This window comes from Mesorhizobium sp. B4-1-4, from assembly GCF_006439395.2.
In the GTDB taxonomy this organism is placed as follows: domain Bacteria; phylum Pseudomonadota; class Alphaproteobacteria; order Rhizobiales; family Rhizobiaceae; genus Mesorhizobium.
On the sequence record NZ_CP083950.1, the window covers coordinates 5,317,941 to 5,336,405 of the forward strand.

Here is an 18,465-nt window from a genome sequence, read left to right on the forward strand (position 1 = left end):
GCCAAATCGATGGAAGGAAAATCCATGCGCAAATCGATAGTTCTTGCAGCCGCCGCCAGCCTGATGCTGGCCGGTGCCGCCAGTGCCCAGCAACAGCCCGCCCCGGCCACGCCCGCCCCTGCGGCGAAAACGCCGGCGCCCGGCGGCCAACAGGCCGCGCCGGCGATCCAGAGCGTCAACATTGTCGACATCACCGAACTGCCAAAGGACACCCAGACGCAGGTCAATCAGGTGATCGCCCAGCGTGGCGATGCTGGGCTGCAGAAACTGCGCAGTTCGATCGACGCCACCCCCAAGGTCAAGTCCGCCCTTCAGGCCAAGGGAATGACCTCGGCACAGGTGGTCGCGGCCAGCATGGAGCCCAATGGCGCGCTGACCCTGATCACCAAGAAAGCCAGCTGACGAATCGGCGCGGCGGGCCGGTAACCGGTCCGCCGATCGCTTCAAGAAGGGAACCGTGGCAGGGCCGGAGTCGTTTCGTTTCCTGAGTGAAACAAACCCCGAAAGCCAACGATGACCGTCATCACCTTGCCCGATTCCCGATGGCTGCATGCCATCGCGGCGGCTGCGTTTCTGGCCGCGAGCCTTCCCCAGGCCGCGCTGAACGCGCAGGGCCTCGAAAGTCCTGAAACCGTCGACCGGATCGTAGGCTCGCAGGTCAATCAGGAAGAAGCCAAGACAACAGCTGAAATCGACAAAGTGAGTTCGGCGATCGACCGCACGCGTGAAAACATCAGCACGGTGCGCAAGACGTCCAAGCTCGACAAGGTCGACATCGTGTTCCTGACCGACGCCGCGCGCAGCGAGGGCGGTCCGCCGCCGGCTATCGAAAACAAGGTCCGGCAGCATCAGGAGGATGTCGCCGAACTGCGCAAGGAGATCGAGGCCAACGCCTTGCTTTACAATGCCATCGATTCGCGGCGCGTGCTTGCCGAGGACGTTCTCGCCGTGGAGTTCGATGATCCCGGGAAGATCGTCATCTACGCGGCCGCCAAGCCGTCGGACTAGAGCGATTCCGGGAGAAATGTGAAGCGGGTTTCCCGGGAAAAGCGCATGGCGCTTTCCCTTCGGAAGCTGTGCGCGCCGCGCACGAGACGCCACAAAACTCACAGCTTGCCCATCACCTTCTGCTGGAACCCATAGACCTCGCGCTTGCCGCCAAGCGGCACCAGCGTGACGTCGCGCTCCTGGCCTGGCTCGAAGCGCATGGCCGTGCCCGCGGCGATGTCGAGGCGCATGCCGCGCGACTGTTCGCGGTCGAATTTCAGTCCGTCATTGGTTTCGAAAAAATGATAGTGGCTGCCGACCTGGATCGGCCGGTCGCCGCTGTTGGCGACTTTCAGGGTGACGGTCGGCAGACCCTTGTTGAGTTCGATGTCGCCTTGCGCGGGGATGATTTCGCCGGGGATCATCTGATATCACACGACGCCGAAGGCGAGGCCGACGCCGATCGCCGCGCAGGCCGCGCCCGCAACGCGAGCCAGGCCACGCAACCTCTGGCCAAGGCTCAGGCCGGCGGCGATGCCGACGGCATGGAGCAGCGCGGTGGCGATGGCAAAGCCGGCCATGTACTCGAGCCCGCCGGCATTTTCCGGCACTTCGGTGCCATGGGCGCGCCCGTGGAACAGTGCGAACAGGCCGATGATGGCGACCCCGGCCGAGACGGGCAGATCGACCGCCAGCGCCACCAGCAGCCCGAGCGCCACCACGGAGGCCAGTATGCCCGGCTCCACGAACGGCATCGGCACATGGGCCATGCCAAGCGCCGCGCCGCCCAGCAAGACGCCGATGAAGGCGAGCGGCCAGGCCCAGATCGCTCGGCCGCCCTTGAGTGCCGCCCACAGTCCGACCGCGATCATGGCGGTCATGTGGTCGAGGCCGGAAAGCGGATGCATGAAGCCGGCCATCAGGGAGGAGGTGGTGCCGACGCCGACATGGGCATAGGCCGGCATGGCGGCGGCCATCAACAGGATCGCAGAGAGGCAGAGGCGTTTGGCAGGGATCATTCTACTTGCCTTTCATGGTTGCGGTGCCGCGGTGGTCACGCGGCCTTGCGCGGGCCGCAGCCTTCGGCCTTGAGGATGCGCTTCGTCGAAGCCGGATATTTCTTCAGCATCGCGGCAGGTCGGATCGGTCGGGCCGAAAAATTGCCGCCGCAGTTCGGGCAGACCCCATCCAGCACATGTTCCACACAATCGGCACAGAAGGTGCATTCGAAGGTGCAGATCAACGCATCCGCCGCCCCGGGCGGCAGGTCCTTGTCGCAGCATTCGCAGTTCGGGCGCAGTTCAAGCATTTTTCTCTCCTCACCGGATGGGTTGGTGCACGGTCACCAGCTTGGTGCCGTCGGGGAAGGTCGCCTCCACCTGCACGTCATGGATCATCTCGGCGATTCCTTCCATCACCTGTGCGCGGTTGACGACATGGGCGCCGGCCTCCATCAGTTCGGCGACCGGGCGGCCGTCGCGGGCGCCCTCGACGACGAAATCGGTAATCAGCGCGATCGCTTCCGGATGGTTGAGCTTGACGCCGCGCTCCAGCCGCTTGCGTGCCACGATCGCCGCCATGGCGATCAACAGCTTGTCCTTCTCTCGCGGCGTCAGGTTCATGCGGTTTCCTGAATCACATTGACCATAATTTGGGCAGCCCCGCCCTTCCGTTGAGCAATCCGACGAGCGGAACCAGCCGCTGGCGCAGCTGGTAGCCGTCCTCGGCGTAGAGCCTCGCAAGAAGCTTGCCAGATCTCTTCACGCTCCAGGCGCTCGCACCGCCCCGGTCGCCGATGATTTCCCGCACCGGATCGAGCAAATCCTCGGCCCGCGCCGACACCATCAACAGCGTGGCCATGGCGATTGCGCCTCCGGCGACTGCCGGACGGGCCATGCTTGCTGCGATGTCAGGCCCGATGCGGAAATCCTCGGCATGGATGAGAAAACCGTTCTGGCGAACTCGCCAGCGGTCCCGGAAAGTGCCCAGCGTGGCGCGTTCGCCCATCGCCAGCCGGCCGAAGACCGTCGCTTCCAGCACCAGCGCCTCGGCTCCGGCGGCAAGTTCGACATCGAGCGTGCGGGCGAAGGCCGCCCGGTTGAAGACGATGGTTTCCTGCGGCAGCCAGGCGATGCAGCCGTTTTCGCCGACAGTCAGCTTGACCCGCACTTCGGCATGGTCGGATGCGGCGCGATAGACCTTCTCGCAGGCCTGGGTCGTTATCGTGGCGCTGGCATCCGCGCCGACATCCACATCCCATTCGAGGCGATCGCCGCCGGTCAGTCCGCCGGCGGTGTTGATCAGGACCGCTTCCAGCGGCTCGACCGAAACGGCCGGCAGCCTGATCTTGGCGGAGCCGTCCTGATAGAGGCGTCGCAGCCGCGTGCGGCCGCCTGCGCTGGCGCAGCCCAGCTGTGCCAGGCCCGCGGCGCGCTGGGCGCGAGGGGCCGAAAACCTCGTATATTCGATGGTGTCCACGCCGTCAGGTTAAGCACTGCGGCGGTTTTGTCGATATATAGCTTGTTGCTTGATGGCGTTTCCGTTTCTATAGAGGGAGCCACCTTGGTGCGGTCACGCGATGCCTGGCGGGGGTGTAAGGCGACGGTCGCGGCCTGATATCGAGGACAACAAGGCGCTGTTCAGTTGGCGTCGGGAAACGACAAAGTGGGGAAGAAACCGTATGGCTGACCAGCTGGCAACGGAAATCATCGAGAAGATCAAGGCCCATGCCGAGCCGGGCGGTGAAGAAATCACCACCAGCACCGAATTGACGGCGCTCGGCATCCATTCTCTGGAGCTGACGGAGATCATCTTCGATCTCGAGGAGCAGTATGGCATCGAGATCGAGATGAACACCGTCGATGCCTGGAGCAATCTCAAGAATGTTGGCGACATGGTCGAGGCCGTTCGCGCGCTGATCGCGAAAAAAGCCTGACCGAATGCTGAAGCGCGTCGTCATTACCGGCATTGGTGGGCTGTGCGGACTAGGCGCCGATGCGCAGGCAATCTGGGCCGAGATGCGGGCCGGCCGTTCGGCGATAGGCCCGATCGACAATCCTTTCCTGCACGATTTGAAGGTCAAGACCGGCTGCGAGATCAAGGCGCTGCCCGATCACGGCATCGAGCGCAGGCAACTGGTGTCGATGGACCGCTTCAGCCTGCTGGCTGTGATCGCGGCGAAGGAAGCCATGCAGCAGTCCGGCCTCGTCCCGCATGCGGACAACACTTACCGGATGGGCACGGTCATCGGCATCGGCGTCTGCGGGTTCGAGACGATTGAGGAGAACTACCGGGCGATCCTGATCGAGGGCAAGAACCGCGCCGGCATTTTCACCGTGCCCAGGGTCATGCCTGGCGCTGCCGCCGGCCAGGTCAGCATGCATCTGGGCCTGCGCGGGCCCGTGTTCGGCGTCACCTCGGCCTGCTCTTCGGCCAACCATGCCATCGCCTCGGCGGTCGACCAGATCAGGCTCGGCCGCGCCGATGTCATGGTCGCCGGCGGCACCGAGGCGCCGCTGGTCTGGGGCGTGCTCAAGGGCTGGGAGGCGTTGCGCGTGCTGTCGCCCGACACGTGCCGGCCGTTCTCGGCCGATCGCCAGGGACTGGTGCTGGGCGAAGGCGCCGGCATGGCGGTTCTTGAAAGCTACGATCATGCCATGGCGCGTGGCGCCACCATCCTCGCCGAAATCGCCGGTGCCGGCCTCTCGGCCGACGCCTCCGACATCGTCGCTCCGACAGTCGAGGGGCCGGAAGCGGCAATGCGCTTCTGCCTCGCCGATGCCGGGCTCAATCCAGAGGACATCGATTACCTCAACGCCCACGGCACCGGAACCAAGGCCAACGACCAGATCGAAACCAACGCGATCAAGCGCGTCTTTGGCGAGCATGCGCGCTCACTGTCGGTTTCCTCGACCAAATCGATGCATGCGCATTGCCTGGGCGCATCGGGCGGACTGGAGATGATCGCCTGTGTCATGGCGATCCGCGAGGGCGTCGTTCCGCCGACCGCGAATTACCGCGAACCCGATCCCGATTGCGATCTCGACGTGACGCCCAATGTCGCGCGCGAGCGCAAGGTGCGCGCCGCGATCAGCAACGGCTTTGCCTTCGGCGGAACCAACGCGGTGCTGGCGTTCAAGGCCATCTGATCCCGGGCCACCATCTGTCTCGGGCGGTGGACTGTCCGTGCGCGGCCAAACTGTCGCCGCATATTGATCATGCCGGGTCGCGCGCATAATTCTTGGCCTATCCCGCCACACCGCGCCCCTTGGCGCAAATCCCCCGCAGGAGTTCCCGATGGCCGATTTGTCCGCCTTTCCGATCACCACCCGTTGGCCGGCCAAACATCCGGACCAGATCCAGCTCTATTCGGCAACGACGCCGAACGGAGTGAAGATATCGATCGCCCTGGAAGAGCTCGGCCTGCCCTATGAGCCGCACCTGATCAACATCAGCAAGGACGAAAGCTGGACGCCGGAGTTCCTGTCGCTCAATCCCAATGGCAAGATCCCGGCGATCATCGATCCCAACGGCCCGGACGGCAAACCGATCGGCCTGTTCGAATCCGGCGCCATCCTGCTCTACCTCGCCGACAAGACCGGCCTGCTCGTCCCGGCGGACGCAGCCCGGCGCTACGAGACGATCCAATGGGTGTTCTTCCAGATGTCCTCAATCGGGCCGATCTTCGGCCAGGTCGGTTTCTTCCACAAATTCGCCGGCCGCGAGATCGCCGACAAGCGCCCGCTGGAGCGCTATCGCGATGAATCGCGGCGGCTGATCGGCGTGCTGGACGGCAGGTTGAAGGGTCGAAAATGGATCATGGGCAACGACTACACCATCGCTGACATCTCGCTGCTCGGCTGGGTGCGCAACCTGATCGGCTTCTATGAAGCGCGCGACCTTGTCGGTTTTGATGACTTCGCCAATGTGGTGGCATGGCTGGAGCGCGGCTTGGCCCGCCCGGCGGTGCGGAAGGGCCTGACCATTCCGGCAAAGAACTGACGCGGCCTGTCCAATAGACTGGCTGCCTGGCCGCGGATGACCGGGCCGCTCAGCTACTTGGTCTTTGCTTTCGGGCCGCCCTTGCCGATCACGGAGGCCGCGAGCGAGGCAGCGCCGCGCGCGGTTGCCACCACCGCGCCGGCCGCGATGTTCGCCGCTGTGCGAACGGCACCGGTCTTGGCTGGCGCCGGTTTACGCGGGCTGGCTGTCTTCGCGGCGGCCGGCACGACCTTTCTCGGCGCGGCCTTGCCGAAAGCGGCCTTCGCGTCTTTCGAGCGCTCGGCAAGCGCTGGACCGGCACCGGCCTTCGCCTGACTGGCCTTCGCGGACCTGGTCTTGGCGGCTGCGGGTTTTCTTGCCTTGGTTGCCATTGGAAAATCCCTTACGCCAAACAATCGGGTTCTCGGCCATAACGGCGCGAAAGTCTTAAGGTTCCCGTCAAAAAATATCGAAAATTAAGCGGGTTAACCAATGATCAGATCGGCGACCCGGCGCCGTGCCAGCACCCGTTCAATGTTGGGCATGTCGTTGGAGGCGATCCATGCGCGCGCATCCTCGTCGGAACGCCCATGGCCGTGCCAGCGTTCCATCAGGCGGCGTTCGAGTTCGTTGCGCGGCACCTCGACGAAGATCGAGTAATCGAACAGCGGCGCCAGCCGCGACCACGGCTCCTCATCGAGCAGCAGATAATTGCCTTCGACCAAGATGAATTTGGTCTCGGTGCCGATGATCGCCGCCGCCGCACGCGATAGTTCCATGCTGCGGTCGAAGACCGGGATGGCGATGTCGGGTTCGCCGGCACGAATGCGTTTCAGCAAGGTTTCGAAGCCGGCGAAATCGAAGGTTTCCGGCGCGCCCTTGCGCGCGCGCAGGCCGCGCTGGTCGAGCACGACGTCGTCGTAGTGGAAGCCATCCATAGGCACGACTTTCACGGCCCCTTCCGGCAGCAGGTCATGCAGGCCGGCCGACAGCGTCGACTTGCCTGCGCCGGGCGGCCCGGCAATGGCGACGATGAAGCGCTTTGCCTTGCCGGCGCGCTTGAAGATGGTGGCGGCCAGGTGGGCGATTTCGGACATGGGAGCCTCACTTGCCTGGATGATCGGCACGGTGTTTCCGCCGCATTTTGACGGCACTCGCTGGAAATTTCAAACCCCGTGTTGCGCAACCCGGCTCAAACAGGGACGGGCTGGCCAATGCGCAGGAAATCGTCGTCGAAGGGGACGTTCCATTGGGTGTCGCCGGCCGCGAGCCGCATCTGGCCGTTGGCCGTGGCGATCGCCCGCGGCGGCGTGCCGCCTGACAGGGGCAAAGCGCCGATGATATGGCGAAAGGAAAAACTGTGCCCTTCACCGAGCGTAAACGCTGTCGCCACCCCTTCGCGCTTCAGCCAGTTGTCGCCGATCGAGGCGGCATGGCCGACGGCCGTGCGCCCATCCTCGATGCCGAGCACGCCCAGATGACGGCCGCTCCAGGGCGCGTAATCGCGCCCGCCATTGCTGAGCCACAGCATGGTGACCGGCAGTTCGGCCGGGTTCTTCAGCACCAGCACAAGGTCCTCCTCGGCACGGCGCGCCAGCGCCGTCCAGCCCGGCCCGCCATGGTCAGCCTCGACAAGGGTGACGAAATCCTCGCGCCGGTCCTCCATGCGGTACTGCGTCAGGTCGAGCGTGCCGCCGCCAGCGGTGGGAAAATGGCTAAGGTCCGCCGACCGCGCCGGATAGGCCAGCATGAACCGGCCGCGCGCGGGGTCCGGCTCCAGCGGATCGGCCGGCGTCGCGGCAAGGCGCTTCGGCGAAAAGGCCAGCCTGCCGCCGCCCGTCATCACCGTCATTGGATGGTGGGCGACCGAAATCGCGCCGGACCCGCCGGAAAACACATGTTCCTGATAGAGGAAGGGATGGTCGTCGATGAGCGTGAGGGTCTTGTCAACGCTGGCGCCCATGACCCTGTGCCGCAGCCGGAACACAGCCCGCCAGCCGCCCTCCGTCGCGCCGCTGTCGACCAGGTCCCAGGCGCTGTTGGCCGGCCAGCCATGCAGCGGCGCCGCCTCGACATCGCTGCGTGAAAACGGCGCGCACAGGAAGTCGCCGGACAGCCGGACCGTGCCTTGCGGCAGGTCCTTGGGCAGCGCCTCGCCCGCATCGACCCATGGCGCGCGGTGCAGCGGTTTTATCAGGCGGCCGCCGCTCTCGACGGTCATGTCGGCGATATGGCCGACGGTGAGATCGAGCGAAACCGAAATGCCCTTGGCCGTGATCGTGCAGGTATCCATAGCGTGCTCACCCGATTCTGAAGGCGCAAGCAGAACCCTTTCGGCGCCCTTCGCGCAAGCACCGCAACCGGCATTTTGCATCAGCGGTGCCTGCGAAGGCGGACAATCCTGGGGCTAACCACCATTAACCAAATGGACGCATCAATCGCGTTACGTTAGCTTCGCCTCATCTCAGCAACACCATCGCCAGAACAGACCTGCCTTGTCCAATTTGCGTTCCTTCCCGTTTGTCCAGAGACTTTTCGTCGCTCTTGGCCTGTTGCTGCTTGTTGCCGGCTGCTCGACCACGACCCCGCCGGACTCGGTGCTGGCCGTGCCCGCGCCACCGCAGAAATACGCAGCGATCGTCGTCGACGCCAGGACCGGCAAGCAGCTGTTCGAAGTCAACTCGACGGCGCAGCGCTATCCGGCGTCGCTGACCAAGATGATGACGCTCTATCTCCTGTTCGAGGCGATGGACTCCGGCCGCGTCACCAAGGAAACCCAAATCCCGGTGTCGGATCACGCCGCCTCGCAGCCGCCCACCAAGATGCGCTTCCGGCGCGGGGAGTCCATCGACGTCGATTCCGCCATTCGCGCCATCGTCGTCAAATCGGCCAATGATGTAGCGGTGGCGGTCGGCGAATATCTCGGCGGCTCGGAGGACCAGTTCGCCGCCATGATGACATCCAAGGCGCGCGCGCTCGGCATGACCGGCACCACCTTCCGCAACGCATCCGGCCTGCCCGACAATGGCCAGATGACGACGGCGCGCGACATGGCGGTGCTCGGCATGGCCCTGCGTCAGCGCTTTCCCCAGCATTTCCACTATTTCTCCGAAAGCGATTTCATGTTCCGCGGCAGGCTGGTGCGCGGCCACAACGACATGCTCGGCCGCGTGCGCGGCGTCGACGGCATCAAGACCGGCTACATCAGGGCTTCCGGCTTCAACATCGTCACCTCCTACAATGCCGATGGCCGCCAGCTGATCGTGGTGGTGATGGGCGCCGACAGCGCCCGCCAGCGCAACGACCATGTCGAGGCGCTGATCCAGCGCAGCCTCTCGCCCGCGATGGCCGACAGCAAGGCAAGGCTGATGTTCGCCGAACAGCAGTAGCAAGAGAGGGGCATCGGCGCCGCCCTTGATTTCGTCATCCCAGGGCGAAGCAGCCGCGCAGCGGCGTCGCGGAGACCTTGGGATCCATGCCGCGACCTTGCCACGGAGTGCAGCAGAGCGGAGTTCCGCACCGCAGCGGCATTTTGGAAGTCGCGGCATGGATCCTCGGGTCTGCGCCGCGTCGCTGCGCTCCTTGCTCCGCTCGTGGATGACGAAGTTCGAGAGGCTTCGGCTAATCTCGAATGTCTAGATGATGCGCCGCCTTCAGCCCGCCAAGAGCCGCCAAAGACCCGCAGCCGGCTATCGTCTTGCAGCTGTCACGCAATCGTGCGGAAGACATGGCATAGGCTGCGGAAACCGACAGTGGATATGTCCCGCCACCTCGGCGTATCCTCCCGTGCAGCGCGACAGCAGGAGCCCATCATGAGCACCACTCCCAAGGCATCCGAGCAGCAAGGCGCCGACAATCAGAACGACAGCGGCGGCGAATATCTCGAGGCGCCGACCACGCAGGAGGATTTGCACGGGGTTTCGGACGAGCATTTCGACACGCCCGAAGTGCCGGACTCCGAACCGGCTGGCCCAGGCGCGTCGCGGATAAAGCCTAAGAAGAAGCCATCGGCGATCTCGGGCCGCAAATTCCGCAAGCGCGACCTGGTGCGCATCGACGATCTCAGGCCGAGCCTCGCCGACCGCATCCGCTCCGACCATCCTGACCTGCCCAGGGGCGCCCGCATCAGCCGCGAGGAGCTCGGCCGCTACCGCATGCGCTACATGGAAGAGCTGCTGCAGCAGGAGCACGGCGAATTCTCCGAACTCGACCGCCAAGTGGTGGAATCGATCGCCCGGCAGGACACGATCTCCGAAAACTCGGAAGAGGAGTTCGAGGAGCACCGCTCTTTCGCTGACCGCATCTCCGACAACATGGCCGCCTTCGGCGGCAGCTGGTGGTTCCTGATCTCGTTTGCAAGCGTGCTTCTGGTGTGGATCGGCATCAATCTGTTCGAGGGCATGGCCGGCGCCTTCGATCCCTACCCCTTCATCCTGCTCAACCTGCTGCTCTCCTGCATCGCCGCCATCCAGGCGCCTGTCATCATGATGAGCCAGAAGCGCCAGGAAGTGAAAGACCGCCTGCGCTCCTTCAACGACTACCGCGTCAACCTCAAGGCCGAGCTCGAAGTGCGCCACCTGCATGAAAAACTCGACTACCTCATCTCGCGCCAATGGACGCGGCTGGCCGAAATGCAGCAGATGCAGCTCGACGCCATGCACGAGCTGGCGGGAGCGAAAAAGGCGAAACGGGCGACGCGTGGCGTGAGAAGAAGGACGGTGAAGAGTGAGGTGGAAGGGTGAGAGCCTACGAAGTTTTGGTTCCTCCCCCGCGTGGAATGGGGGTCCGATGAACGGGCGAGACCCGTGGCTCGCCCCGGCAAGTGGCTCGGCGAAGCCGAGACGGGGAGGGAGGCGCCATATATAAATAGTCGACACCAGCGGCAGGGGCGCCTCGCATCCCATCATGGGCGCCACACAATCGCCAATTGCCCGTTGAAGCCCGCGCCCGCTTCCGCTAAGAAGCCGTGACTTGCCGGTTCACCGGCTGGTTCGTTTTCCGCATCGTCGGAAAGCACCCGTAGCTCAGCTGGATAGAGCGCTGCCCTCCGAAGGCAGAGGTCACAGGTTCGAATCCTGTCGGGTGCGCCAGACCTTCAAGCAATACCACCGCCTCACGCTCTCGGCTCCAGCCGCGGCACCCAGCCTTGGCCGGTCACGGCCACAATCCGTTCTCCCCCTACGATGAAGGCACGCGCGGCTCCTCCACCAGATAAAACCTATCCTTCGGCGAAAAGTCCGTGATCAGAAATGAAAACGAGGCTGTCTCCAGCGGGTCGACCTTGCCCTTGCGGAACAGCAGCCTGTCATAGGGCTCGAAGTCGCGTTTGAATTCGGCGAAGCTGTCGGACTTGATCATGTTGTCCTCGCGCTGCGCCTGGTCGAAGGACAGCCCGTCGCCATAGTCGCTCGGCCGGTTCATGATCGGCTGCAGCTCGAATTCGAATTCGATCCAGGCGTCGCCGCTGTTGTTGCGGGCGACGATCTTCAGCGGCAGGAAGCCGGTCGCGTAGTTGCCCGCCGTTCCGAACGGCTGGATCGGCATGGCGGCGCGTATGGTCAGCGTCACCGGGTCCGCGGTCTCCAGTTCCTCGGTGACCACGATCGGGTCGGTGCGCGTTCCGGCGCCGGTGGCCGAAAGGATCCTGAAGCCGCCGAGTTCGTCCGAGAACGAGTAGGCGCCCGCCTGGAAGATTTTGGCGCCGTCGGCTTCGGCGCGCGGGCAGTCCGCGGCCAGCAAAGCCGCACACACCTGCACACAGCGCAAGCCTCGACCCATCATGGCTCAAGTATGGACGACAATTGCCCGGCCGCCTACTGGCATCAGACGGCATGATGGCGACCGCGATCGATGGGGTTCGCCCACAGGGTAGCCGCAGGCAAGGGCGCTGCCACAAGAGGGCGAGCTGGGGTTGTCGGATCCGCCGGCGGACCGCCGGAACACACCCTCGCGGCCCGCTGACGGACAAGGTGCTGTGTCAGCCGGTCGCCTTGCCTCAGCCGCCCGCCATGGCCCGCACGCTCTCGCGTTCCACCAGCGGGCATTCCAGCTTGGTGATGGGATAGCGCCCCCGCCCGGGCGGCGAGGGCGCCTCGAGCTGTTCGATTGCCCATTGGCCCATCGCCATATGCGGCAGGATCGAGGTGGTCAGCGGCGGGAACAGGTGCCGGGCGATTTCCTCGTCGTCGTAGCCGACCACGGAGATATCCTGCGGGATGTGCAGGCCGGCTTCCTTCAGCGCCTCGTAGCAGCCGATCGCCGTGCGGTCGTTCTGGCAGAAGATGGCGGTCGGGCGGTCTTTCAGCGCCAGCAGCTTCACCGTCGCGGCATAGCCCGCGCTGGCCGACCAGTCGCCCTCGATCACCAGTTCGGGATCGAACGGGATGTCGGCGGTGGCGAGCGCGCGCCGATAACCCTTCAGCCGGTCCTGCGCCGCCTGCATCCACGGCTCGCCGGTGATGGTGGCGATGCGGCGGTGGCCGTGGCTGATCAGGTGCCGGGTCGAACTCTGGCCGCCGGCGATCTCGGAGGGCACCACGGCCGGGAAGGCATAATCCGCCGTGTAGCAGTTGAGCAGGATAACCGGAATGTCGAGGCTGTAGAGGAAGTCGGGCGCCGTGATCTCGCGGGTGAAGATGGTCATATAGATCAGCGCCGAAATGCCCCGCCGGGTCAGCGCCTGTATGGCGCGCGGCTCCATCACGGCATCGCCCATGGTCTGCGCCACCAGCAGCACGTTGCCGGCGTTCCACGACGCCTGGCGCGCGCCCTCGATGGCCACCACGGCCTCCGGGCTGGTGGCGAGCTGGTCGACGGCAAAGCCGATGACCCCATCAAGACCTTCAAAGGCCGCAACCGGCGTCTTCAGCGCGGAGAAGGCCGGCGCGCTGTAGCCCAGCGCCCTGGCGGCCTCGATCACCCGCTCGCGCGTCTGCCGCGACAGCCGTATCCCTGGCGAATTGTTCAGCACGAAGGAAACGGTCGCTTGCGAGCAGCCAGCAGCCCTTGCGATGTCGGTCATGGTGACCCGGCCCTTGGGTTTTGCCGGCGCCTTGCGGCGCCTCGCTGTCTCCCGATCCCTCGTTTCGCTCATTGCATTCCTGTCCCAATCCCCGGTCCTGTCTAGCGGCAGCCTGCCGGCCCGGCAAGATGGCGCGGTGGCCTCGATTTATAGAAACTGCCCCATGACTTATATCTATTAGCAATCTCGCGGTCCATTGCTCATGCGGCTCCGCACATCAGGAAATGCAAGGGCAAAGCGGCATTAAGCGCCGCGCGACCAAAGTCTTGGCTAGCCGGCGCGTCGACTGCGGGACCGCAGTGGCAGGGTCAGGTTGAGGTTCAGAACTAATACTGTTTACTAATACAAAAATGCGCTGTAACGTCAATCCGTCGCATCCGGCCCATCGGTTCCGGGGGGCGGCGGAAAGCGAGCGTGGCTGGCCCGATGGCGAGCGGACTTGGGCTCCGCGAGCTTTGTCTCGGACATATGATATGTCAGACAAATCGGACTATTTACGAACGAAGGATGAGTCTCTAAAGTCCCTGGCCGTGGCTGGAACGACGCCATTCTTTCAGTGCCGGGAACCCCTGAGGAGGAGGGGCATCCAAGCCGCAAAAGGCAAATTCAGGTGAGCAAGGCAAATTCTCAGTGAGCAAGACCGGTCGGCCGATGGCTGGACCAAAACGGGAGGTTGAACATGAAGTCTTTGATACGCAATGCATCCGTGGCCGCCGCGGCTCTTGCCGTCGGCCTGGCGGCGACCGCCATCGCGCGCGCCGACGACAAGCCGACGCTGGCCTTCGTCGTCAACGGCGCGTCCGATTTCTGGAAAGCCGCCGAAGCCGGCGTCAAGAAAGCGCAGGGCGAACTGCCCGACTACACGCTTGAGCTCAAATATCCGGAACAATCCTCGGTCGCCATCCAGCAGCGGCTGATGGACGATCTGGTGACGGCCGGCGTCAAGGGCATCATGGTCTCGGCCGTCGATCCCAAGACCTCGACCGATGGCCTGAACAAGATCGCCTCGCAAACCGCGTTGTTCACCACCGACAGCGACGCCCCGCAGACCAAGCGTGTCGCCTATATCGGTTCCTCCAATGTCGATGCCGGCAAGCAGGCGGCCGAAATCGCCAAGAAGGCGATGCCCAACGGCGGCAAATGTCTGGGCTTCGTCGGCCTTCTCGGCGCCGACAACGCCAAGGAGCGCATCCAGGGCATGAAGGATGGTCTTGCCGGTACCAAAATCGAGCTCGTCGACGTGCGCGGCGACGACATCGACCAGGCCCGCGCCAAGAAGAATGTCGAGGACGCGCTGGTCGCCAGCCCCGACGTCACCTGCATGGTCGGCTTCTATTCCTACAACACGCCGCGCATCTATGAAGCGCTGCGCGACGCCGGCAAGCTCGGCTCGATCACCGTCGTCGGCTTCGACGACGATCCGATCACGCTGGGCGGCGTCAAGGAAGGCACCATTGCCGCCACCGTCGTGCAGCAGCCCTTCGAATGGGCCTATCAGGGCATGAAGCTGATGGCAGCCTACCTCAAGGGCGACAAGTCGGGCATCCCGGCCGGCAATCTGATCATCATCCCGACCAAGATCATCGGCAAGGATGATGTCGACGCATATGCCGCCAACCTGAAGGCGATGGCTGGAAAATAAGGCCACAGGCAGTTCAGCCGGCTCAAGCTAGCCTTGAGCCGGCTGCTCGCATTGACGAACACCGCGAGGATCGTCAGTCTGAAGATGGACCAAAATGGCCCACCGGCTGCTGTCAGGCATGATGAATTATTCCGACACATCCATCTCGGCAATCACCCCGTTCCTCAGCCTCGAGAACGTGCGCAAGACCTATCCGGGCGTCGTCGCGCTCGATGGCTTTTCGATGGAGGTGAGGCCTGGCGAGGTCATCGGCCTCGTCGGCGAGAACGGCGCCGGCAAGTCGACCCTGATGAAGATCCTCGGCGGCGTCACCACGCCGGACACCGGCACCATCACCGTCGACGGCACCGCCCACAAGGGCCTGAGCGTCGAAGGCAGCCTTGGCTCGGGCATTGCCTTCGTCCACCAGGAGCTCAACCTGTTCGAGAACCTCGACGTCGCCGCCAACATCTTCTTCGGCCGCGAGCCGCTGCGCGCCGGGCCGCTCAGGCTCGTCGACCGCGCCAGGCTGCGCGAGATGGTGGCGCCGTTGCTCAAGCGCGTCGGCGCCAATTTCTCCGCCGACACGCAGGTCGCCGACCTGTCGCTCGCCCAGCAGCAGATGGTCGAGATCGCCAAGGCGCTGTCGATCAAGGCAAGGCTGGTCATCCTCGACGAGCCGACCTCGAGCCTGCCGATCGCCGAGACCGACAAGCTGCTCGACGTCATCAAGGGGCTGAAGGCCGACGGCATCAGCGTCATCTTCATTTCGCACCGCCTGCACGAGGTCGAGCGTGTCGCCGATCGCGTCGTCGTGCTGCGCGACGGCATGCTGGCCGGCACGCTGGGCAAGCGCGATATAAACCATGACCAGATGGTCAAGCTGATGATCGGCCGCATGCTGAAGGAGCGCGAGAAGGCTTCCGAGGCCGCGCGTGCGCCGGGCGCCGTCGCCCTGTCGGCCAAGGCCGTCCGCACCCCCACCTATCCCGGCCGGCCGGTCGACCTCGACGTCAGGCGCGGCGAAATCCTCGGCCTTGCCGGCCTTGTCGGCTCCGGCCGCACCGAACTGGCACGCGTGTTCTTCGGCATCGACGGCTGCCTCGGCGGCACGCTCGAACTCAACGGCACGCCGCTTGTCCTGCGCTCGGCCGCCGACGCCGTCGCGCATGGCATCTTCCTGGTGCCGGAAGACCGCAAGCTCACCGGCATCCTGCTCGATTTGTCGATCGCGCAGAATATTTCGCTGCCCAATCTGCCGGCCCATGCGAAGCGATCGCTCGTGTCCGCAGGCGCCGAAACGGCAACCGCCGAAAAGCAGAAGAAGAATCTCGGCATCAAGGCGCCCTCGGTGCAGACCCGCACCGGCACGCTGTCGGGCGGCAACCAGCAGAAGGTCGTCCTCGGCAAATGGCTGGCTATGAACCCGAAGGTGATGATCCTCGACGAGCCGACGCGTGGTATCGACATCGGCGCCAAGGCGGAGATTTACGGGCTGATGCGCGCGCTCGCCGATGCCGGGGTCGCCGTGCTGATGATCTCCAGCGACATGGAAGAGGTGATCGGCGTGTCCGACCGCATCGCCGTCATGCATGAGGGCCAGATCTCGGGCATTCTCGACAAGGACCGGTTCAGCCAGGAAAACGTGCTGCTGCTGGCGGTGGGCAAGCAGCCGAAATAGTTTTTGCCTCGGGGTCGCGGAAGCGCGAGCTGCTCGGGCAAGCATTGGGGAGAAGACGATGAGCAAGAAAGATCTCGGCCTGCTGATCCTGATCCTGGTGGTCGGGGCCATCGTTGCCATCATCAACCCGCGCTTCCTGTTGCCGATCAACCTTGCCAACACCTCGAACCTGATCGGCCTGTTCGGCATCCTTTCCATCGGCCAGGCCTTTGTCATCATCACCGGCGGCATCGAGCTGTCGGTCGGTTCGCTGGTGGCGTTGCTGGGCACGCTGTTCATCGACTTCATCGCCGTGCGCGAACTCGACTGGCCGCTGGCCTTCGTGCTGATCATCGCATTGGGGGCCATTATCGGCCTGGTGCATGGCTGGCTGATCACGCGGCTCAAGCTGCAGCCCTTCGTCGTCACGCTGTGCGGCCTGTTGATCTATCGCGGCGTCGCCCGCTTCTACACCGCCGACGGCACCGCCGGCTTCGCCTTCGGCCAGAACTTTCCGGAGCTCGAATTCCTCACTGCCGGCCGCTCCTGGGGCGTGCCGAACTCCTTCTTCGCCTTGATCGTCATCGCCATCGTCATGTGGGTGGTGCTGCACCGCTCGGTGTTCGGCCGTTACCTCTACGCCATCGGCAAGAACGAGGAGGCGGCGAAATATTCGGGCATCCGCACCGGGCGCATCGTCATGGCGGCCTATGTCATCTGCGGCGTGCTGACGGCGCTGTCGGCGATCTATTTCGCCATGTACACGCGCTCGATCTCGCCGGCCAGCCACGGCCAGTTCTACGAGCTTTACGCCATCGCCGCGGCGGTGCTTGGCGGCTTCTCGTTGCGTGGCGGCGAGGGCTCGCTGATCGGCGTCCTCCTCGGCACCGTGCTGCTGCAGGAGTTGCAGAACCTCGTCAACCTGCTCGGCATTCCGTCCTCCCTCAACTTCGCGGTGATGGGTGGCGTTATCCTCATCGGCGTGCTCGTCGACCAGCAATGGGGCGTGTTCCGGGCCCGGCGGCGCATGATCGACGCCAGCCGCAAGACCATGGCTGGCGCGGCCGCTGAGTAACATCCCTGCCACTCTGCGCCGCGCTTGCCCGCACCTTGCGCGGCTGAGCCCGTCAGGCTTCAGCCGCGTGCCTGTCGGAGTTACCGGTTGGTCGCGCTTGCGGCGCGGCGAACGCTTTGCAACAGGATGGCGAGACAGCCGACCAGCAGCAACGCGCCGCCGAGCAACGGCGGCAGTGCCAGCAGCTTCACCGCCGCAAGCACGGCGGCCACCAGCACCAGCGCCAGCAGCGCCAGATTGCCGTCATCGACGAACATGCCGAAGAATTCCTTGGCGATAAGACGAATGACGTTCATCGGACGAGCCCTCCAGCGGCTGCGGGGTGGGTACTGCGCAACCAGCGCACCATGGCAAAAGAAGCCAGCGCGACGACGGCGAAGATGGCGAGCAGGGCGAGATCGGCGCCTGGCCAGTCGGCGCCGATGCCTTCGCCGGTCCAGAAGATGCCGAAGCTGGTCAGCATCAGACCGACCACGAATTTGAGCGCATTCTCCGGAACGCGCGCCAGCGGCCGGTGGACGGCAAGGCCGACAAGCATTACCAGGATGAAGGCCGCCAGCGCACCCAGGCTGGCGTAGAGCGTCTGCCCGTGCGCGGCGCCGACGGCGATGACGATGAACACCACTTCGACGCCTTCGAGCAGCACCGCCTTGAACGACGCCAGCCCGGCGAGGTAGTCGGCGCGGCGGTCATTGGCCTGCCGGTTCAGGGCGGCGGTTTCCTTGGCGAAGGCCGCTTCCTCGTCATGCAGGGCGATGACGCCGACGCTGCGCAGGATGGCCTTTCGCAGCCAACGCATGCCGAACAGGATCAGCAGCACCCCGACAACGAATTGCAGCGTGGTGATCGGCACCAGCGCCAGCAGCGGGCCGAACGCCAGCACCAGGGCCGCCAACACCGCCAGTGCCAGGGCGGCACCCGTCAGTGCCGGGCGCCAACTGCGTGTCACCCCGACCGCGAGCACGATGGTGAAGGCTTCGACGACCTCGACCAAGGAGGCGAGAAATGCCGCCGTGACCGTCGAGAGAATGGGTGTCAGTGTCTGCATGAAGGCGCCCTGTGTCTTCGTTTGATCATGAACTTTTGAAAGGCCGTTTCCACATTCGGCGTCGTGGTTAGCA

22 protein-coding genes and 1 tRNA gene are annotated in these 18,465 nt (G+C 64.5%); 11 read left to right on the forward strand and 12 right to left on the reverse strand.

Annotated features, from left to right (window positions below; genetic code table 11):
* Window positions 1-24: 24 nt before the first annotated feature.
* Together FJW03_RS25620 and FJW03_RS25625 are read left to right on the forward strand one after the other, a co-directional pair.
* Entirely contained in the window at window positions 25-402 is a 378-nt protein-coding gene (locus tag FJW03_RS25620; protein WP_140766669.1) for a hypothetical protein, read from the forward strand.
* A 111-nt stretch (window positions 403-513) separates the two neighbouring features.
* Window positions 514-1,008 (forward strand): hypothetical protein, encoded by a 495-nt coding sequence (locus tag FJW03_RS25625; RefSeq protein ID WP_140612684.1) that lies wholly within the window; start codon window positions 514-516, stop codon window positions 1,006-1,008.
* 98 nt (window positions 1,009-1,106) lie between these two features.
* Here the strand turns inward: FJW03_RS25625 and FJW03_RS25630 are convergent, their stop codons facing one another.
* From FJW03_RS25630 to FJW03_RS25650, 5 genes are read right to left on the reverse strand one after another with little or no spacing between them, the layout of a single operon-like run.
* Window positions 1,107-1,412, reverse strand: coding sequence for an urease subunit beta (locus FJW03_RS25630; protein ID WP_140612682.1), 306 nt, complete (start codon window positions 1,410-1,412; stop codon window positions 1,107-1,109).
* Window positions 1,413-1,418: 6 nt separating this feature from the next.
* Window positions 1,419-2,006: a HupE/UreJ family protein gene (locus FJW03_RS25635; RefSeq protein WP_140766670.1), complete on the reverse strand. Its 588-nt coding sequence runs from the start codon at window positions 2,004-2,006 to the stop codon at window positions 1,419-1,421.
* A 35-nt stretch (window positions 2,007-2,041) separates the two neighbouring features.
* Window positions 2,042-2,296 (reverse strand): DUF1272 domain-containing protein, encoded by a 255-nt coding sequence (locus FJW03_RS25640; protein WP_140694112.1) that lies wholly within the window; start codon window positions 2,294-2,296, stop codon window positions 2,042-2,044.
* A 10-nt stretch (window positions 2,297-2,306) separates the two neighbouring features.
* Complete coding sequence (locus FJW03_RS25645) at window positions 2,307-2,609, reverse strand: urease subunit gamma (RefSeq protein WP_140612676.1); 303 nt, start codon at window positions 2,607-2,609, stop codon at window positions 2,307-2,309.
* A gap of 13 nt (window positions 2,610-2,622) precedes the next feature.
* Window positions 2,623-3,465: an urease accessory protein UreD gene (locus tag FJW03_RS25650; RefSeq protein WP_140766671.1), complete on the reverse strand. Its 843-nt coding sequence runs from the start codon at window positions 3,463-3,465 to the stop codon at window positions 2,623-2,625.
* A gap of 202 nt (window positions 3,466-3,667) precedes the next feature.
* Between FJW03_RS25650 and FJW03_RS25655 the strand changes: the two genes are divergently transcribed.
* From FJW03_RS25655 to FJW03_RS25665, 3 genes are all read left to right on the forward strand, one after another.
* Window positions 3,668-3,922: an acyl carrier protein gene (locus FJW03_RS25655; RefSeq protein WP_140491308.1), complete on the forward strand. Its 255-nt coding sequence runs from the start codon at window positions 3,668-3,670 to the stop codon at window positions 3,920-3,922.
* Window positions 3,923-3,926: 4 nt separating this feature from the next.
* A complete protein-coding gene (locus FJW03_RS25660) occupies window positions 3,927-5,135 on the forward strand; it encodes a beta-ketoacyl-[acyl-carrier-protein] synthase family protein (protein ID WP_140612672.1) in 1,209 nt (402 codons plus the stop codon).
* Window positions 5,136-5,283: 148 nt separating this feature from the next.
* Window positions 5,284-5,988 carry a glutathione S-transferase family protein gene (locus tag FJW03_RS25665; protein ID WP_140612670.1) on the forward strand — a complete coding sequence of 235 codons (705 nt, stop codon included), beginning with the start codon at window positions 5,284-5,286 and terminating at the stop codon, window positions 5,986-5,988.
* Between the two features lie 53 nt (window positions 5,989-6,041).
* Here the strand turns inward: FJW03_RS25665 and FJW03_RS25670 are convergent, their stop codons facing one another.
* The 3 genes from FJW03_RS25670 to FJW03_RS25680 all read right to left on the reverse strand — a co-directional run bounded on the left by FJW03_RS25670 (window position 6,042) and on the right by FJW03_RS25680 (window position 8,260).
* Complete coding sequence (locus tag FJW03_RS25670; protein WP_140612668.1) at window positions 6,042-6,359, reverse strand: hypothetical protein; 318 nt, start codon at window positions 6,357-6,359, stop codon at window positions 6,042-6,044.
* Window positions 6,360-6,452: 93 nt separating this feature from the next.
* The gene (locus FJW03_RS25675; protein WP_140766672.1) at window positions 6,453-7,064 is read right to left on the reverse strand and encodes a nucleoside triphosphate hydrolase; all 612 of its coding nucleotides are present in this window, start codon (window positions 7,062-7,064) and stop codon (window positions 6,453-6,455) included.
* A 95-nt stretch (window positions 7,065-7,159) separates the two neighbouring features.
* Window positions 7,160-8,260, reverse strand: a complete 1,101-nt coding sequence (locus FJW03_RS25680) for a hypothetical protein (protein WP_140766673.1) — start codon at window positions 8,258-8,260, stop codon at window positions 7,160-7,162.
* Window positions 8,261-8,462: 202 nt separating this feature from the next.
* On the opposite strand from FJW03_RS25680, the gene FJW03_RS25685 reads away from it, so the two are divergent.
* The 3 genes from FJW03_RS25685 (at window position 8,463) to FJW03_RS25695 (ending at window position 11,057) form a co-directional block, all read left to right on the forward strand.
* A complete protein-coding gene (locus FJW03_RS25685; RefSeq protein WP_140766674.1) occupies window positions 8,463-9,356 on the forward strand; it encodes a D-alanyl-D-alanine carboxypeptidase family protein in 894 nt (297 codons plus the stop codon).
* Between the two features lie 423 nt (window positions 9,357-9,779).
* The gene (locus FJW03_RS25690; protein WP_140766675.1) at window positions 9,780-10,709 is read left to right on the forward strand and encodes a DUF1003 domain-containing protein; all 930 of its coding nucleotides are present in this window, start codon (window positions 9,780-9,782) and stop codon (window positions 10,707-10,709) included.
* A 271-nt stretch (window positions 10,710-10,980) separates the two neighbouring features.
* A tRNA-Arg gene (locus FJW03_RS25695) sits at window positions 10,981-11,057 on the forward strand.
* 88 nt (window positions 11,058-11,145) lie between these two features.
* Here FJW03_RS25695 and FJW03_RS25700 read toward each other — a convergent pair.
* Window positions 11,146-11,748: a hypothetical protein gene (locus FJW03_RS25700; RefSeq protein WP_140766676.1), complete on the reverse strand. Its 603-nt coding sequence runs from the start codon at window positions 11,746-11,748 to the stop codon at window positions 11,146-11,148.
* A gap of 214 nt (window positions 11,749-11,962) precedes the next feature.
* On the reverse strand, window positions 11,963-13,060 hold the full coding sequence (locus tag FJW03_RS25705; RefSeq protein WP_181173337.1) for a LacI family DNA-binding transcriptional regulator: 1,098 nt from the start codon (window positions 13,058-13,060) through the stop codon (window positions 11,963-11,965).
* A 607-nt stretch (window positions 13,061-13,667) separates the two neighbouring features.
* On the opposite strand from FJW03_RS25705, the gene FJW03_RS25710 reads away from it, so the two are divergent.
* The 3 genes from FJW03_RS25710 to FJW03_RS25720 all read left to right on the forward strand — a co-directional run bounded on the left by FJW03_RS25710 (window position 13,668) and on the right by FJW03_RS25720 (window position 17,344).
* A complete protein-coding gene (locus FJW03_RS25710; RefSeq protein WP_140612650.1) occupies window positions 13,668-14,630 on the forward strand; it encodes a sugar-binding protein in 963 nt (320 codons plus the stop codon).
* A gap of 121 nt (window positions 14,631-14,751) precedes the next feature.
* Window positions 14,752-16,290 (forward strand): sugar ABC transporter ATP-binding protein, encoded by a 1,539-nt coding sequence (locus tag FJW03_RS25715; protein WP_140766691.1) that lies wholly within the window; start codon window positions 14,752-14,754, stop codon window positions 16,288-16,290.
* A gap of 58 nt (window positions 16,291-16,348) precedes the next feature.
* A complete protein-coding gene (locus tag FJW03_RS25720) occupies window positions 16,349-17,344 on the forward strand; it encodes an ABC transporter permease (RefSeq protein WP_140766677.1) in 996 nt (331 codons plus the stop codon).
* A gap of 80 nt (window positions 17,345-17,424) precedes the next feature.
* Here the strand turns inward: FJW03_RS25720 and FJW03_RS25725 are convergent, their stop codons facing one another.
* Complete coding sequence (locus tag FJW03_RS25725) at window positions 17,425-17,640, reverse strand: hypothetical protein (protein WP_140612646.1); 216 nt, start codon at window positions 17,638-17,640, stop codon at window positions 17,425-17,427.
* Window positions 17,637-18,392 carry a COG4280 domain-containing protein gene (locus tag FJW03_RS25730; RefSeq protein ID WP_140766678.1) on the reverse strand — a complete coding sequence of 252 codons (756 nt, stop codon included), beginning with the start codon at window positions 18,390-18,392 and terminating at the stop codon, window positions 17,637-17,639. The genes FJW03_RS25725 and FJW03_RS25730 overlap by 4 nt, the downstream gene beginning before the upstream one ends.
* Window positions 18,393-18,465 lie beyond the last annotated feature (73 nt).